This window comes from Streptomyces sp. NPDC005070 (assembly GCF_053600395.1).
On record NZ_JBSFZS010000026.1, the window covers coordinates 30079 to 46057 of the forward strand.

General features: G+C 70.7%; 15 protein-coding genes and 1 pseudogene. 2 read left to right on the forward strand and 14 right to left on the reverse strand.

From position 1 onward, the window contains the following. Positions 1–67: 67 nt before the first annotated feature. The 4 genes from ACWEBX_RS11875 to ACWEBX_RS11890 all read right to left on the reverse strand — a co-directional run bounded on the left by ACWEBX_RS11875 (position 68) and on the right by ACWEBX_RS11890 (position 3363). Complete coding sequence (locus tag ACWEBX_RS11875; protein ID WP_451884731.1) at positions 68–2038, reverse strand: potassium transporter Kup; 1971 nt, start codon at positions 2036–2038, stop codon at positions 68–70. A 173-nt stretch (positions 2039–2211) separates the two neighbouring features. Next, positions 2212–2565, reverse strand: a complete 354-nt coding sequence (locus ACWEBX_RS11880; RefSeq protein ID WP_451884732.1) for a transcriptional regulator — start codon at positions 2563–2565, stop codon at positions 2212–2214. Continuing rightward, positions 2562–2882 carry a hypothetical protein gene (locus tag ACWEBX_RS11885; RefSeq protein ID WP_451884733.1) on the reverse strand — a complete coding sequence of 107 codons (321 nt, stop codon included), beginning with the start codon at positions 2880–2882 and terminating at the stop codon, positions 2562–2564. Before ACWEBX_RS11885 ends, ACWEBX_RS11880 begins: the two co-directional genes overlap by 4 nt. Before the next feature lie 160 nt (positions 2883–3042). After that, entirely contained in the window at positions 3043–3363 is a 321-nt protein-coding gene (locus ACWEBX_RS11890; RefSeq protein ID WP_451884734.1) for a hypothetical protein, read from the reverse strand. A gap of 419 nt (positions 3364–3782) precedes the next feature. On the opposite strand from ACWEBX_RS11890, the pseudogene ACWEBX_RS11895 reads away from it, so the two are divergent. Continuing rightward, a pseudogene (locus tag ACWEBX_RS11895) lies at positions 3783–3998 on the forward strand (hypothetical protein). A gap of 195 nt (positions 3999–4193) precedes the next feature. On the opposite strand, the gene ACWEBX_RS11900 reads toward ACWEBX_RS11895, so the two are convergent. From ACWEBX_RS11900 to ACWEBX_RS11940, 9 genes are all read right to left on the reverse strand, one after another. Next, positions 4194–5027 (reverse strand): serine hydrolase domain-containing protein, encoded by an 834-nt coding sequence (locus ACWEBX_RS11900; protein ID WP_451884735.1) that lies wholly within the window; start codon positions 5025–5027, stop codon positions 4194–4196. A 101-nt stretch (positions 5028–5128) separates the two neighbouring features. Further along, the gene (locus ACWEBX_RS11905) at positions 5129–5686 is read right to left on the reverse strand and encodes a hypothetical protein (protein WP_451884736.1); all 558 of its coding nucleotides are present in this window, start codon (positions 5684–5686) and stop codon (positions 5129–5131) included. Positions 5687–5779: 93 nt separating this feature from the next. Continuing rightward, the gene (locus ACWEBX_RS11910) at positions 5780–6775 is read right to left on the reverse strand and encodes an HTTM domain-containing protein (RefSeq protein WP_451884737.1); all 996 of its coding nucleotides are present in this window, start codon (positions 6773–6775) and stop codon (positions 5780–5782) included. After that, positions 6772–7410, reverse strand: coding sequence for a DUF5819 family protein (locus tag ACWEBX_RS11915; RefSeq protein WP_369481175.1), 639 nt, complete (start codon positions 7408–7410; stop codon positions 6772–6774). Before ACWEBX_RS11915 ends, ACWEBX_RS11910 begins: the two co-directional genes overlap by 4 nt. Beyond that, positions 7407–7727 (reverse strand): hypothetical protein, encoded by a 321-nt coding sequence (locus ACWEBX_RS11920; protein ID WP_362400085.1) that lies wholly within the window; start codon positions 7725–7727, stop codon positions 7407–7409. The genes ACWEBX_RS11915 and ACWEBX_RS11920 overlap by 4 nt, the downstream gene beginning before the upstream one ends. A 488-nt stretch (positions 7728–8215) precedes the next feature. Next, on the reverse strand, positions 8216–9253 hold the full coding sequence (locus ACWEBX_RS11925; protein ID WP_451884761.1) for a class I SAM-dependent methyltransferase: 1038 nt from the start codon (positions 9251–9253) through the stop codon (positions 8216–8218). Between the two features lie 167 nt (positions 9254–9420). After that, positions 9421–10677 carry a glycosyltransferase gene (locus ACWEBX_RS11930; protein ID WP_451884738.1) on the reverse strand — a complete coding sequence of 419 codons (1257 nt, stop codon included), beginning with the start codon at positions 10675–10677 and terminating at the stop codon, positions 9421–9423. After that, positions 10674–11495 carry an alpha/beta fold hydrolase gene (locus ACWEBX_RS11935; RefSeq protein WP_451884739.1) on the reverse strand — a complete coding sequence of 274 codons (822 nt, stop codon included), beginning with the start codon at positions 11493–11495 and terminating at the stop codon, positions 10674–10676. The genes ACWEBX_RS11930 and ACWEBX_RS11935 overlap by 4 nt, the downstream gene beginning before the upstream one ends. A 3-nt stretch (positions 11496–11498) precedes the next feature. Further along, entirely contained in the window at positions 11499–11813 is a 315-nt protein-coding gene (locus ACWEBX_RS11940; RefSeq protein WP_451884740.1) for an acyl carrier protein, read from the reverse strand. 156 nt (positions 11814–11969) lie between these two features. Here ACWEBX_RS11940 and ACWEBX_RS11945 point away from each other — a divergent pair, with 156 nt between their 5' ends. Further along, positions 11970–13160, forward strand: a complete 1191-nt coding sequence (locus ACWEBX_RS11945) for an RNA-guided endonuclease InsQ/TnpB family protein (RefSeq protein WP_451884741.1) — start codon at positions 11970–11972, stop codon at positions 13158–13160. A 30-nt stretch (positions 13161–13190) separates the two neighbouring features. Here the strand turns inward: ACWEBX_RS11945 and ACWEBX_RS11950 are convergent. Beyond that, positions 13191–15979: acyltransferase domain-containing protein (locus tag ACWEBX_RS11950; RefSeq protein WP_451884742.1), on the reverse strand; the 2789-nt coding region annotated here is incomplete at its 5' end.

The window sequence follows — 15979 nt, forward strand, 5'->3', positions numbered from 1 at the left end:
GCCCGTCCGGGCTTTCGTGCCCGGATGCCGCACGAGCGGCGCGCCGCCGACACCGGCCGGCGCGCCGCTACACGTCGATCTGCGAGCCCATGATCACCGTGTGGGCCCGGGGGAGGCCGAAGTACTCGGCGGCGTCCGCGGTGATGTGGGAGGTGGCGATGAACAGCCGCTTGCGCCAGGGGGCCATCGTCGGTGCCTTGCCCCGCCGCAGCTCGATCGTCGACAGGAAGTAGGACGCCCGGTCGAGCTCCAGCGGTCCTTCGGTCCTGTCCGGGTCGAGCATGGCCAGGGTGCTGGGCACGTCCGGCGTCTCCATGTAGCCGAAGCGGGCGGTGACGTGAATGATGCCGTCGTCGCCGTAGCCGAGATCGTCGACGACGAGCCGCCGGTCGGCCGGGACGCGGGGCACCGGCTCGGTCTCGATGGCCAGGATCACGACCTGCTCGTGCCGCACGTGGTTGTGCTCGACGTTGGCCCGCATGGCAAGGGGAGTCGTCTGCTTGCCCCGGTTGAGGAAGACGGCCGTCCCGGGGACGCGGAGCGTCGACAGCTCACCGCTGCGCAGGCGCTCGACGAAGTCGGGCAACGGGCCCTCCTGCCGGACGCGTTCCGTGGTGACGATCTCGCGCCCGCGCTGCCAGGTGGTCATGACGGTGAACGCGGTGAGCCCGATCAGGAGCGGCAGCCACGCACCGTGGACGAGCTTCGTCAGGTTGGCCGCGACGAAGAGCAGGTCCACGAAGAGCAGCACACTCGCGCCGATCGCGACGAGCCATACAGGTGTGCCCCACTTGGCCCGTGCGACGTAGAAGAACAGAAGCGTGGTGATGGTGATGGTGCCGGTGACCGCCATACCGAACGCGAAGGCCAGCGCCGTGGAACTGCGGAAGGCGAAGACCAGGGTGAGGACCGAGACCATCAGCAGCCAGTTGATCCAGGGGACGTAGATCTGGCCGATCGTGGACTCGGAGGTGTGCGCGATGCGCAGCCGCGGCAGGTAGCCGAGCTGGGCGGCCTGGGAGGTGACCGAGAACGCGCCGGTGATCACGGCCTGCGAGGCGATCACCGTGGCGGCCGTTGCCAGCAGGACCATCGGCCATCTGCCCCAGTGGGGCACCAGCAGGAAGAAGGGGCTGCTGATGTTGCGGGGATCGGCCAGGATCAGCGCGCCCTGGCCGAAGTAGCTCAGCACGCATGCGGGAAGGACGAGGAACATCCAGCCGCGGGTGATGGCCCGGCGGCCGAAGTGACCCATGTCCGCGTAGAGGGCTTCCGCGCCGGTGACCGAGAGCACGACCGCGGCGAGGGCGAAGAAGGCGGTGCCGAAATGGCCGAACAGGAAACCCAGGGCGTACGTGGGCGACAGTGCCCTGAGGATCGCCGGGTGGTCGACGATGCCGTCCACGCCGCAGGCGCCGATGACCACGAACCAGGTGATCATGACCGGCCCGAACACCCGGCCCACGGCCGCGGTCCCTCTGCGCTGCACCAGGAACAGCAGGACGATGATGACCGCGGTGATCGGCACGACCGCGCTCTCCAGCGACGGCTGGACCACCTTGAGCCCCTCGACCGCGGACAGTACCGAGATCGCCGGAGTGATCATGCTGTCGCCGAAGAACAGGGAGGCGCCGAAGACGCCGAGCGCGGCCAGGACGGCCGTGGTCCGCCGGTCACGCCGCGAGCCCCACCGCCGTACGAGCGTGATCAGGGCCATGATGCCGCCCTCGCCGTCGTTGTCGGCACGCATCGCCAGCAGCACGTAGGTGACCGTCACGATGGTCATCACCGACCAGAACACGAGCGACACCACGCCGTACACGTTGTCCGTGGTGACCGGCACCGGATGCGGGTCGCCCGGGTCGAACACGGTCTGGAGGGTGTAGATCGGGCTGGTCCCGATGTCGCCGAAGACCACGCCGAGAGCACCGATCACCACCGCGAGACGCACCGTGTCGTGCGCACTCGGACCATGTCCCCCTGGCCCCGGCGACACCTCCCCGCGGTCCCCCGCAGCCCCGTTCCGGGGATCGGTCATGGCGTCCTCCTCCGCTCGGGCCGCCGCGCGCCGGACGAGGTGTGCCGACAGGTGCCGTCCGCCGCGACGATACCGATCACCCGCACCGTCGCCCGTAGCGCACGCCGCCGCGTTCGGGCGATCTCGCGCCCGGCCCTGGCGGGACGGAGCGGAGTTCGGCGCCCGGCCCTTGTCTACGTCGGTTCCCCTTCGGTGCCACCGGCGCCCGCCGCCTCCGACCCGGCCCGGCGGGCGGCCGCTGCCAGAGCCTCCAGGGCGGCCAGGTGTGCGGCGAGCGCCTCGCGTCCGGTCAGGGTGAGCGCGAGCCAGGTGCGGGGCCGCTTGCCGAAGTAGCCCTTGCGGACGCTCACATAGCCGGCCCTCTCCAGCGCGGCGACCGTCTTGCTCAGCACGGAATCGGTGACCTCGCAGTAGTCCCGCACCGTGCTGAACTCGGCCTCGGCGCAACCGGATAGGAACGCGGCCACCGTCAGCCGGGTCGGGTGGTGGATCTCCTTGTCCAGGCCGGGCGGGCCCGTGTCGGTCACGACGCCTCCCGGGCACCGGCGCGCGCACGGCCGGCCTGCATCCAGGACACCGCACCCGCCACCACGCCGAATCCGGTGAACGCCCCGGCGCCACCGAAGAGGAGGGCTCCCACCAGGCCCGCGGCGAAGGGGATCAGGGGCAGGACCCACGCGTGCCACGCGGTCCCGCGCTCGCGCTGGGCGAACCACGGTGCGACTCCGGAGGCACGCTGCGCCCTCCAGTTCACCACCAGGAAGGCGACCGCGCAGAGCAGCGCGGCCGCGAGAATCCAGCCCCGCCATCGGGGCCATTCCGTACGACGGGCGTGCTTAATCATTCCATGCTGGCATCTACTTTCCAGTGGCAAGTAATTTCCGTCCGGGCATGTCGGAGCACGGGAGAGCCCCGCCGGGAGTGGATCTCGGCGGGGCTCTCACGCGCCTGAGTTAGTCGATGGACGCGGGCCCTGAGCGCGCGTCACCTGCGACCGGCGGGCGTCATGCCTGCTGGGCGAGTTTCGCCTCTCGGGCCAGCTGGGTGGCGGCCAGCAGGCTCAGGCCCGGCAGTTCTTGGCGCAGGGCCCGTACGGCGGCCACCTCGTGGGTGACGGGGTCCACGCCGTCGCGCTCCAGGATTCCCCGGGCCCACCGCACCCGCGGCTCCTCGCCCCGCTCCGCCAGTTCGTCCAGGATCCGCGCAGCGCGCCGCAGCCCGGGAGCCTCGTCGGCGGGAGCGTCCGACAGCGCCCGGCTCACCGCGTCCCGCGCGTCGCCGAGATCGCTGAGCGCGATCAGATGCACTTCCTTCTTGCTGAACATTCCCGTTCCGTCTCTCTCGCCCGGTCGTCCGCGGTCGCCGCCCGGAAACGCCGGACAGATGAACTCCCGGCCACGCTACAGGCTTCCCCGAGCAGCCCCTCGGCCGCGCGGACGAACCCCCTGACAGGCTTCCGTTTTGATCGTCTGTCACCTTTGCTGTTTTCCCAGAAGGGCTGCACAGCAGAGCAGTTGGCTGCCTCGGGCCCCGGATGACGGGTCTCACTTCGCCGCGCGATCATGTCGTGAACCACTCGGACCAGGCGGGCCGGCCGTGGTCCGGCCCGTGGCGGTCCGACGGGAGTCGCCTGACCGGGCAGCGGCCGTTTGAGTGTGCTGAAGCCGTGTCAGACGGCCGGCCCAAGGCCGATTGGCCATGCTGGGCGGGAATCGACATGCTGTCCGGCGACGAGGAGTACGGCATGCCCAAGGACTCGGTGGCCAGGTTCCTGGCGGCTCTGACCCCGGAGGATCGGCGGACTGTCGACTCCGAACCACGCGAAGAACAGGAGCGCCTGGCCGCGGCCTGAGAGAGCGAGTTGGAGGCGGACGCCGAACTCGACACGCTCGACGAGTTGTCGCCGCCCGCGGCAGAGGCGGAGGCCGCCCGACGCGTCCTGGACCGCAAGGACGACTGACCCGTGCGGCACCCGGTCCGCCCGTCCGCCATCGCGAAGCGGTCACGATCGGATGGCCGACCGCAACCTCGGCCGGCTGAGCGGCATGTGATCCGGCAGGGACGGTTTTCGTCCGCTCCCGACCGGATGCGAGGGGGCCCGACGGCTCAGGAGACACGTCCCGTTGTGGCGGCTCCTCGTCCGTCCGCCCCGGCGTCAGGACCCAGGCCCGATGAACCGTCTGAGCGTGTCCAGGGCCATCTTGTCCGTCACGGCGCTTCGGCCTGAGAGGCGGTGAACGAGAATCCAGCCCTGCGGTGAGGCTCCCGCGAAGACGGACGCGCCGCCTGTCGCGCCGTTGTGCCACAGCAGGCTTCCCGCCTTCTGCCAGGCCGGTGCCGGTTCACCCAGCTTGCGGTCGACCAGCAGGTCGGTGAGGAGGCGGGCGGCGGCCCGGGGAGTGGCCCACAGCCCGCCGGCGGGAAGGATCGCGCCGTCCATGGTCCAGGTCCGGCGAGACCGGCCGAACAGCCCTGTGCGGCACAGCCGCCTGCCGGACGGCGGATCGACGGCGACATCGACGATGCCGAGCGGGTCGAGGAGATGGCGGTGCAGCAGTTCCTCGTACGGGGTGCGCGTGGCCGCGACCAGGGCCGCGCCCAGGAGCGCGTAGCCGAGGTTGGAATACTCCTCGGCCGTCCCCGCGGGGGCGGTGACCAGGGTGTCGAGGTTTCGTACGACCGAGTCCAGCGCGTCCGTGTCGAAAGCCGCGTAGGGATCGCGCCCGCTGATGCCGGGAGGCATGCGGGGAAGGCCCGAGGTGTGGTCGGCAAGTTGGCGCAGGGTGATTCCCGTGCCGCCGGGCGCCGGCAGGAACAGCTCCAGCGGGTCGTCGAGGCTCAGGACTCCGTCGTCGGCCAAGGCGGTCAGGACGGTCGCGGTGAGCGGCTTGGTCAGCGAACCGATCTGTGTGAACAGGCCGGGGTCGTGGCCGTGAGAGATCTGGGGTGCCTGAAAGCTGCTGAGTACGCAGGTGGGAACTCGGATCATGATGGTCTCCCGTCGTGTGTTCGGGCCGACGCGCTGCCGCCGGTCTGCGAGTGGACAGGCGCGCTGCCGCCGCTCTGCGAGTGGACGTGCGGGGTGCCCGTTCAGTTCGACGCGAGCCAGGCTCTGAGCAGAGCCTCCCGTTCACGCGACCGGAGAATTCTGGTCGGCCGAGTCCGCACCCACCACTCGGTCATGACGGCGGGAGTGGCGGTGCCCCGTATGAAGCGGCCGATCAGTCGGCGGGAGAGATCGACCTCGAGCGCGGAGTAGGCGACGGCGGCGCTGGAGTGGGCAGGCGTCAGGACCGTGCCCTCGGGTGCGGTGATGGACACGGTCATCTCGGTGGGACTGCTCGGCACCCAGGCGTCCAGGGCCGCGGCGGCGAAGGTCACGGCGTGGGTCGTCCAGCGTCGTACAGTGGAGCGGACGGGGACTTCGGTGACCTCCAGACCCGCTATGCCGGACCACGCCCAGTCATGTGCGCGCGGACCGGTAACGCGGGGCCCAGAAGCCTCGAGCACCACGCACGGAGCCGGTGCCGTGGCCGGGGTGCCGACGTACACGCCGTCGGCCGAGACCCAGAACAGTCCCACCGTGGTGCCGTCGTTGTGGGACGGGAGTTTGGCCGGGTTCGCTTCCATCGCCTGTCTGTCTCTCATTTGTCCGTGTCACCTTGGTGGAATGCCGCATCCGCGAGCTTGCACGGCGCCCGGCATCGAACTGCGGCCTTCCGGCCGAAGGCGCCGGGAACGCTACACCGGCTCCTCCGCGAGCGTGACTTCGGCAGCGGTTTCGCCCGCCGCCTTCTCCTTCCCGGCTCGCCGGCCCAGCCGGGCGGCCGGCTTCGACACGGTGGAAACGGCCCAGCCGAGTTCCCTGTTGAGGAAGACGAGGTCGCAGGCGATCATCGTCAGAGCGAATCCCGTCAGGCCCATGCACAGACCGATGGCGACGTGGAAGCCGATCGACATGGTGGCGGCCCAGGGCCGGAGTGCGGGGACCAGCACTCCGAGGGGGAAGTAGACGAGGAACATGACGGTCGTGTACGTCCCGGCCACCACCATGAAATCGTTGTGATAGATGAGGTTCGAGACTCCGGGGAACGTGAACTCCGGAACCCGGAGCACGTAGAACAGGGCGGTTCCGTCCTGCCACATCTGTCCCTGGACCTTGTACAGACCACTGACGACGTACACCAGGCACATCTGCGACGCGATCGCCACGACACCGAGATTGTGCAGAGGCGTCGCCAACGAACGCACCTGCGTCGGCAGGCGCCGGCCGAGTCTTTCCACGCGACCGGAGGAGAAGGAGAAGCGGTCGTAGCAGCGGGTGGCCAGGAGCATCGGGAGCACCAGGTAGGCGAGGTTGTCGCCACCGTCGAGCAGGACCGGCTGACGTTCGTAGAGAGACCACAGGAAAACCCAGTGCAAGGCGAGTCCGGCCCTGCCGCCTATGCCCAGGGTGACCATCAGAGCGGTGATCAGGCCCAGGTGGAAGACCAGTTGGAACCACGCTTCCGAGGAACTCCACGTATAGAGACTGAAAGAGCCGTTGCCGTGGACCTGTTCAACGAATTCGCGCCAGGGGAGAACGGCGTCAGGGCCGAAGAGATAGTCCCGGTCGGCGTACTGGCTGACGTAGAACATCAGGCCGACGAACCCGAGGAGGGCACGGGTTCCGGAGACGCCGACGGCACCGATCGGCACCGAACTCCACCTGTCGATGGTGGAGACGACCTTCCTCATGTGACGTCCTCCGCATTCCGCCATTTCAGATCCTCGAAGCTGATCGTGCCGTTGGCGGACGGATCCTTTCGCCGCGACCACGAAGGGAGCTCGTGCACGTACATGCGCACCTGCACGGCGGAGGGAGACCCGTCGCACACGTTCCGCAACTGGGACAGCGAGTAGCGCGCCAGGAAGATCTCCGCCTGATCTCGCGAAGTCTTCTCGTAGGGAAGCAGAGGAACCGGTCGCTTCTTCTTCTCCGCTTCCTTGTTCCTGAGCCGGGTCAGAACCGGATCGGGGCTGTCCATCTGTGTGATGGTCCCGCTGACCAGCCGGTTGATGCGAGACGGGAAGAACCGGTCATGCTGGACTCTGGTCACGTAAGGGCGGGACACGTCGTAGAAATCGGTGGCCTTGCCGTTCGCGCACCTGGCACGGGCGACAATGCCGCGGTCGTCCGACAGAGGGTCCGGGGCGAAAAGCATCCAGTTCTGCGACAGATAGGGTTCCGTCACCGCGTTCATCTCGTCGTAGTAGCGCAGCTTGACGGGATTCAGGGGCGTCTGGGTCAGCGCGGCGACGGACAGGTAGGCGCCCAGGAGGGCGGCCCCGGCAATGAGGACCGCCCTCCTGAGTACGACATGCTCGGTCACTTGTCGAAGACCGTGTCGACCGCCTCGACGCCGTCGACACCCTTGGCGGGCGCCACGTGAGTCCCGAAGAAGTCGTTGGCCACCTGACCGGCCGCCTTCGCCACGTGCGGGCACGCCGCACGACCGTGCACCGCGGCCTTGCCCACGACCTTGCCCAGAAGGCTGCCGAAGCCCGCGGGCGCCCTCTCGACGTCCGGCCGGACGACCGCCGGAGCGGAATCCGCCTGCGGTGCGGCGGCCTGCGCGGTCCCCTGCACGCTGAGCGCGGCCGCGACGCCACCCATGGTGATGCCGGCCGCGACGAACAGCTTCTTCATCTTCTCTCCTTGTGCCTGTCGGATTCCGAGCAGGCTTTCTCGATGCCCGGCGCATGCCGGGCCGTAGAAGAAGGAAGGAATGCTGGCGGCACGGAACGGTGCCGCCGATGTTGGTGCTTCGAACATCGAACGCACCCGACTCCCCCTACTGGCACGGGGTCACTGCGGCATGTGGTCAGCATGCCGCCCTGCCGGTACCGGATATCCGGTCTCCCAGCGCCGTCCCCGTTGGCTCGAATACTGGCACATCTCGAATTTATGTTCCTCGCCAGTAATAACGTGAACTGACTGAAAATGATCAACGGAACGGTCAATCGCACCCGAAATCATCCAAAATTCAACGGCTACTTGTGTGCAAAGCCGGACAATCTCGAGGGTTTCCTGTTGATCATGGTTCGCCGCCCCTCTGGTCGCCGCCGGGACCTGCTTGGCCGAAAGTGTTCCCTTGCTCCCGGTGGTCCCACCTCGGCTCCGGGGTGGGTACGCGGTCAGTCCCGGCGGGCCACCAGGCGGTAGGCGTTGGACACGCCGAGCCGGTGCGCGAGCGGGCGGACCGCGAACCGGTCCAGCAGTGTGCCCAGGACCAGGGCCGGGATCCCCGCGACGAGCAGGGCCGTACGCCCGGCCCGGCGCAGCGCGCCCGGCGGCCTCGGCAGCCAGGGCGCGTCCTCGCGCGGAGCCGCGTGGTCCAGCGCCAGCCAGACGGCGGCGAGCAGGTCCACCGGATCGTGCGGCTCGGCATGCCGCTGCGCCACCACCGTGAACCCCAGCTCCGCCAGGCGGTGGCGCAGATTGGCGACCGGCACGAAGTGCAGGTGCTGCGGCTGGAGCCAGGGCAGCCACCAGCGGCCCAGCAGCCGGGCGTAGCGGCTCTCGGGGTCCGGGACCTCGATGAGCAGATGGCCGCCGGGCCGCACCGCCTGCCACGCCGCCCTCAGTTCACGGTCGGGGTCGGTGCTGTGCTCCAGGTAGTGGAACATGCTCACCACGTCGTAGCGGGCGGCGAGTTCCGGTGCCAGGTCGGGGAAGGCGCCGCGGTAGCCGTGCTCCACCCGGCCCTCGCGGGCGGCGAGTTCGACGCCGTCCGTGAAGTCGAGACCGTCGAACGCCGTGCCGGGCAGCACCTCGCGGGCGGTCGCGCAGAAGTGGCCGTGCCCGGTGCCGACGTCGAGCCAGTTCTTCGGGGCGGAGTCGTACGGCAGGATCGACTCGGCGCGGTCGCGGTACATCCCGGTACGGCCGCCGAAGGTGTCGCCGAGTCTCTTCTCGCCGAGCCCGTCGTAGAAGTCGCGGTAGTAGAACTCCAGCCCGGCCTCGCTCAGCCGGGGGTTCTGGAAGACGTGCCCGCAGGCGTCGCACCGGTCGAGGACGAACCGGCCCGGCTTGTGCTGGAGCAGGTCGGTGGTGCGCAGACGGGTGGTCAGCCGACCGGAGCCGCACCAGGGGCAAGTGGTGCGCGGCGGCTCGAAGAAGCGTCCCGTGCCCTCGGCCAGATCGGCCAGGTAGCCGGGGCGCAGCCCCGCCACCCGCTCGGCACGGCCGGGCTCCCTGACCGGTTCCTGGACGTCCTGACCGGTCGGCTGCTCGGGGGTCCGTCCGGCCGGTTCCCCGGAGTCCCGTCCGGCCCGTTCGCCGGCGTCCTGCCCGGGCGGCCGCTTCGCGGCTTGCCCGGTCGGTCCATCCATCTGCTCACTCATCGGTGCTCCCAGGCGAGTTGTTCGAGGCTGTCCGCCGCCGCGGACGCACCGCCGGCGGCGCGGAACGCCGTACCGATCCGTTCGGCGGCGGCGCGGTGCCCGGGTTCGTGCAGTACGGCGTCGAGCGCGGCGCCCAGCCGGGCGGCGGTCACCCGGCCGAACCTGACCCGGACGCCCGCCCCCGCGTCCACCACCTGCCCGGCCACCACTGGCTGGTCGTCGCGGATGGGCGCCACCACGAGCGGAACCCCGTGCCACAGCGCCTCGCACACGGTGTTGTGACCGGCATGGCAGACCACGGCGTCGACCCTTTCGAGGAGGGCGAGTTGGGGTACGGAGGGCAGGGCCAGCAGGTCCTTGTCGTGGTCGGGCGACGGTCGAGCGCCGTACGGAGCCCTGGTGCCGTCCGGAGAAGGGACGTCGCCCCGTGACGAGTCGGCGCCCGGGCCCAGAGTGTTCCCCGGGTCGACGACGATCCCCTGCACCCGGTCGGCCCGTGCGCGCAGCGCCTCTCGGCAGACGGCGAGGAACCGCCCGCCGGCGTCCGCGTTCGCGGTGCCGAGGGTCACCAGCACCGTGGCCCGGCCGGGGTCGAGCCAGTCCCAGGGGAAGCCGGGCGCGGCCGGTCTGGCCGTGATCGAGGGGCCGACCCAGCGGATCGGGCCGCCCCGCGCGGCGGCCGACGGACCGGCCAGCTCCACCGTGCTGAACGCCAGCACCAGATGCGGCGAGAACCGCGGATCGGCGTCGCCCGCCGGATCCCCGACGGACCCGCGCAGGCCCGCCAGGCGCTCCGCCAGCCACTCCGTGACCCTCGGCAGCCCGGCCAGCGGGTCGGCGAACTCGGCCGAGGTGGTCGCCGAGGTGGCCCACGGCAGCCCCGCCCGCTCGGCCACCAGCCCACCCGAGAACGCCTGCTGGTCGGCGACGACCACGTCCGGACGGAACGTCTCGACCGCCGCCCGCACCCCTGGCGCCATGGCCTCGGCCAGCGGCAGCAGATACCACTCCCACAGGAACTTCAGCGCCTCCGGCCCCCGCAGGTCGGGCGGCCGCCGGGCCTCGCCCACCCCCGGCACCGGCCCGTCGCACGGGAACACCGGGGCCCGGTCACCCGCGAGGCGTTCCACAAGACCGGGGTCGGCGCAGGCCCACGCCACCCGGTGCCCGCGCGCGAGCAGCAGGTCGGCGACCCCGACGGCCGGGTTGATGTGCCCGACCAACGGCGGTACCACGAACAGGAATCCGCTCACCGGGCCTCGGCCCCCACGCTCCGGGCCGCCGAAGTCCCCTGGATCAGCGACAGGATGTGAGCGCCCACGGTCCCGGCCGCCTCCACCAGAACCGAGTGCTCGTGCCCCGGGATCACCACCGTCCGGCAGTCCGCCACCAACGACCGTAACCAGGGCACGAGTTCGGCGAGGTCCGAGTCACCCCCGTATACGCCGAGCACGGGACGCCGCATCGCCGCGATCTGATGGTTCGTCAGAACATTGCTGGCCGGGATGTCCTGTCCGAGGGTGGTGTCCCGGGCGAGCCGGGCCGCGCCCCGGGCCAGCCGGGCCGTGTTGTGGCCACGGTTCGCCGTGATCCAGGCGAGGGCGTCGACCTCGTTGTGCGCCAGTTGGGCCACCACCCGGTCGAGGATGCCGCCGAGCTTCGACGCCCAGGCAGCGGTGGCCGGTTCGGACTCGATCAGGGACACGCTGGCCACCCGCTCCGGGTGGCGTTCCGCGAAGCCGAAGGCGATCGTGCCGCCGTAGGAGTTGCCGACCAGGTGCACCGGTCCGGTCACCGCCAGCCGGTCCAGCAGCGCCCGGAGGTCGTCGATGCTGTGGTCCAGGGTGTAGCCGTCGGGCGGGCGTTCGCTGCGGCCGTGGCCCCGCAGGTCGTACATGACGACGTCGAGGCCGGCCGCCGCGAAGGCGGGCGCCACGGTGAAGTAGTAGCTGGCCAGGCTGTCGGTGAGCAGACCGTGGACCAGTACCGCGGTCGCGGTGGCCGCCCGGCCGTCCCGGGGGCCGATCCGCTGTACGTGCAACCGGAGTCCACCGGTGTCGACCATCGCCATCCGTCAGCTCGCCTCCGCCGCCATCAGGCTGGTCACGACGTAGGCGACGAGCTGCCCCACGGTGAGCCCGATGATCTCGTCGAACTCCATCCCGGCCAGGAACTCGGCGAAGTTGACCCGCCCGCCGTACCGCTCCTCCAGCAGCCCCGCCAGCGTCACCAGGTCGATGCTCTCCAGCTCCAGATCGCGGTTGAACGTGGTCGCCATGCCGATCTCGACGTCGTCGAGGCCGTACTCGTCCTCCAGGAGCCGGGCGAGCAGTCCGGCGATGTCGGCGAGGACCAGGTCCGCGTCGGCGGGGCGGGGGGTGGCTTTCATCGGAGTCCTTTCGCGGATACCCCCGGCTTCAGCCGGGGGAGGAAACGAGACCCCTGCGGAGCAGGGCAGTAGGCCGGGATTCGCCGCCAGGACGGATCCCTGTGCCCTGACCGGCAGGTTTGATGCCTCTCCACCAGTGGCGCTAGCTTGTGGACTGTGGCCACTCACGTGAAGCGGGCGTTCAAGTACCGCTTCCATCCCACCGATGCACAGGTGGCCGAGCTGTCGCGCACGTTCGGATGCGTGCGCAAGGTCTACAACCTGGCACTCGCAGCCCGTACGGAGGCGTGGACGCGGCAGGAGCGGGTGAACTACAACCAGACCTCGGCGATGCTGACGGTCTGGAAGAAGACCGAGGAACTGGCCTACCTGAACGAGGTGTCGTCGGTTCCGCTGCAGCAAGCACTGCGGCACCTGCAGGTGGCGTTCACCAACTTCTTCGGCAGGCGGGCGAAGTATCCGAGGTTCAAGTCCCGGAAGAAGTCGCGCAAGTCCGCCGAGTACACCACCAGCGCGTTCCGTTTCCGGGACGGCCGGCTGACGCTCGCGAAGATGCGTGAGCCGCTGGACATCGTCTGGTCCAGGCCACTGCCCGCCGGCGTGTCCCCCTCGACGGTGACCGTGTCGCAGGACGCGGCCGGACGCTGGTTCGTCTCGATGCTGTGCGACGATCCGTCCGTCCAGCCCCTGCCCGCCATGGACACGGCCATCGGTATGGACGTCGGCCTGGACCACCTGCTGACCCTGTCGACCGGCGAGAAGATCACCAACCCGAGACACGAGCGTCGCGACCGTGCCGCCCTCGCCAAGGCACAGCGCCGACTGGCGAAGAAGGAGAAAGGCTCGGCGAACCGGGCCAAGGCCCGCCGCAAGGTCACCAGGATCCACGCCCGGATCGCCGACCGCCGCCGTGACACCCTGCATAAACTGACCACTCGACTCGTGCGTGAGAACCAAACGCTCGTGATCGAGGACCTGAGTGTCCGCAATATGGTCAAAAACCGGAGCCTGGCCCGAGCCGTCTCGGACGCGGCATGGACGGACTTCCGAAGCCTGCTGGAGTACAAAGCCGTCTGGTACGGGCGCGAGGTGATCGCGGTCGACCGGTGGTTCCCCTCCTCCAAGCTGTGCTCCGCCTGCGGCGCCCTCCAGCAGCGGATGCCGTTGAATGTCCGCACCTGGACATGTGACTGCCGCACGACCCACGACCGGGACGTGAACGCGGCGAAGAACCTGCTGGCCGCCGGACTGGCGGTGACAGCCTGTGGAGCTGGTGTAAGACCTCAACGGAGCACTCCGGGCGGGCAGTCGGCGACGAAACAGGAAACCCCACGGCGCGAGCCGTAGGAGTCCCCCTCCTTCAGGAGGGGGAGGAAGTCAAGGGGCGTACTCCTCCTCGTGGGGGTGTCCCGTCGGTCCGATCGGTCCCGTGGTCCAGGCCACGACATAGGCCCGTTCGGTCAGTCCGGGCGGGTTCGCGGCGGGCGCGCACCGCACCGCGTAGGCCCGTTCCAGGCGCCCCGAGACGATCAGCTCGTCCCCGGCCGGTGCCGCCTCCAGAACGGCGAAGTCGCGCGGCCGACCGCCGAAGCCGGTGCCCTCCGCCTTCGCGACCGCCTCCTTGGCGGCCCAGAACCGGGTGAACCACAGTGCCTCGCTGCTGCTGTTGCTGCTGCTGCCGCTGCCGGTGGCGCACAGCGTGCGCAGCAGCCGCAGTTCGTCGGCGCCGAGCACCGTCGCCATCGCCTGCGGGTCGCGGGCCGTGACCTCCTCGATGTCGATGCCAGGACCGGGAGCGGGCGTGTGCGGCCGTACGATCGCCACGCCCGCCTCGGCGCGGTGGGCGAGCGAGACGTCCAGCGGGGGCAGGTCCCGGCCGTGCACCCCGGTGACGTACGGGCGGCCCATGGCGTCGTTGCTCACCCGTAGCTCCGCGGGAAACACCGGGCCCTCGCCGTGGTCCCACAGCCATTGCCGTACGGCGTCCTTGACCGCGATCCGGCCCAGCAACCACTGCCGCCGGCCGCGCGGCGCGTGCCCGGTGTACTCCGAACGCTCCTGCCCGCCCAGCGAGTTGCGCATGATCAGGTCGCGCGACGCCAGATCCGGCCACCTTTCGCGCACCAGTGACCAGCCGCCCGGACGGGCCTCGGACAGGGTGTTGCGCTCGGGGAAGCGCTCCACCGGCCGGGTGTGCGGATCGTTGTCGAACCGGCGGTCCTGCCAGCCGCGCAACTCCGCCCACACCGCGCCCGCCACCGACAGTTGTACGTCGGCCTCCAGCACGGTGTCGGTGAGCGAGGTGATCCGCACCAGACACGCCACCTCCGTCCCGGGGGCAGGGTGCGGGCCGTGGAAGCGCATCTCCCGCATCCCGACCGGGAACACGACCGTCCGCTCGGAGCGGGTCGCCATGATCCAGTAGCCGAGGATCTGGCCTACGTTGTCCAGCAGGGCGCCGGGTGCCGCCGGGGCGGTGATGATCCCGCGGATGTGCCGGTCGCCGAGCGCGGTGAGTTCGGTGACTCCCTGGAACGCCGGGCCGTGGAACATCCAGCGTTCGCCGTACAGGTGCGCCGCGGTGTGCAGGGGTGCGCGCTCGCTCGCGGGGTCGGTCCGCCAACGGGCGGGCGGTGGGGCCGGGTAGCCGGTGGCGAGTTCGACGGTGGCGCGGGCCCGGGGACCGAAGGACACGGCGAGGCGGTCCGGTGCCACGGGCTCCACCGTGACCTGTACGTCGACGGCGGGGGTGGCCGTCAGCCACTCCTCGAACCGGGCGCCGTGCACCGCGACCGGCACCTTGCCCGGCGCCGCCCGCCGGGCCGCGTCCATCAGGTGGTGCACGATCGTGGTCGCCGGGACGACCGGCCAGCGGTCGGCCACGTCGGGCCAGTCGGCCCGCTGGGGGAAGAAGCAGTGGTCGAGCAGGTACGGCATGGTCTCCGGAGAGACGCGGACGACCGAGGTTCGTACGTGGGGGCCCGTCGCCGCGTCGCCGACTGCCGTCCGCGTCTCGGTGACGGGTCCGGAAGCCGCCACGGAGACGGGCACGGAGACAGGGACAGAGACGGGCACGGGGGCGGAGGCGGGGACGGGGGGAGGGGGCGTGGCGGCCGGCCGATGGGCGGGCCGCGCGGAGATGAGCGCTGCCGCCGTGTCCGCGGTGTCCCGCAGCAGGGCGTCCAGTTCGGCGGCGCCGGGGAACCGGTCGGTGAGCCCCCGCAGCGCACCCGGCGCGTACGGGGCGGCGGTGCCCGGAGCGGGGGCCGCCGCACCCAACTCGGCGCGCAGGTCTGCCAGTTCAGGCCCGTCGAGTGAGATCAGAGCGCCGTCCAGGTCGAGTCGCACGGGGGGTCGCGCCGACAGCGCGCCGCTGTCGGCGGATCCGGATCCGGCTCCTGAGGTGGCGTCCGTACGGGTCCCGGTGGGCAGGGCGGGGGCGACGGCCGCCCCCGCCGTCCACAGCGCGGCCGCCACCCGGCGCAACTGGGCGAGGCCGGTGCGACGGGGGGAGTTGGCGGCCACGGTCAGATGGTCGCGGTCGCCGAGGGTGTCGCCCATGAGCGACCCGAGCTGCCCGGGGCCCACCTGGACGAAGACCCGGTGGCCCGCCGCGTACAGGGCCTCGGTCAACTGCCGGAAGCGCACGGGTTCGAGCAGGTGCCGGACGAACAGCTCCCGTACCTCCGCCTCCCGTTCGGGGAACGGCGCCGCGGTCGTCCCCGACCACACCGGGACGGTCGCCGGATGCAGCCGGAACCGCCGCGCCGCCTGTCCGATCGGCCCGAGGTAGGGCGCCAGCATCGGCGTGTGGAAGCCGGACCGGAACGGCAGCACCTGGCCGAGCACACCGCGGGCCCGGAACGACCGGACGAAGTCCTCGACCGCGCCGTCCGGCCCGCACACCATCGACTGACCCGGCGCGTTGTCGTGGGAGAGCACCAGGCCGGCGCCCGTGAACTCCTGTTCCAGGGCGGCCAGTACGCGCTCCGCAGGCGCGCCGACGGCACCGAACGCGAGACCCGGCACCGTCACCGTGTCCGGATCGAAGCCCGCCATGAAGGCGTCGACCTCGTCCCCGGAGTACAGCCCGGCCACCGTCATGGCGGTCCATTCGCCGACGCTGTGCCCGGCGACCGCGTCCGGCACGACACCCAGGCGACGCA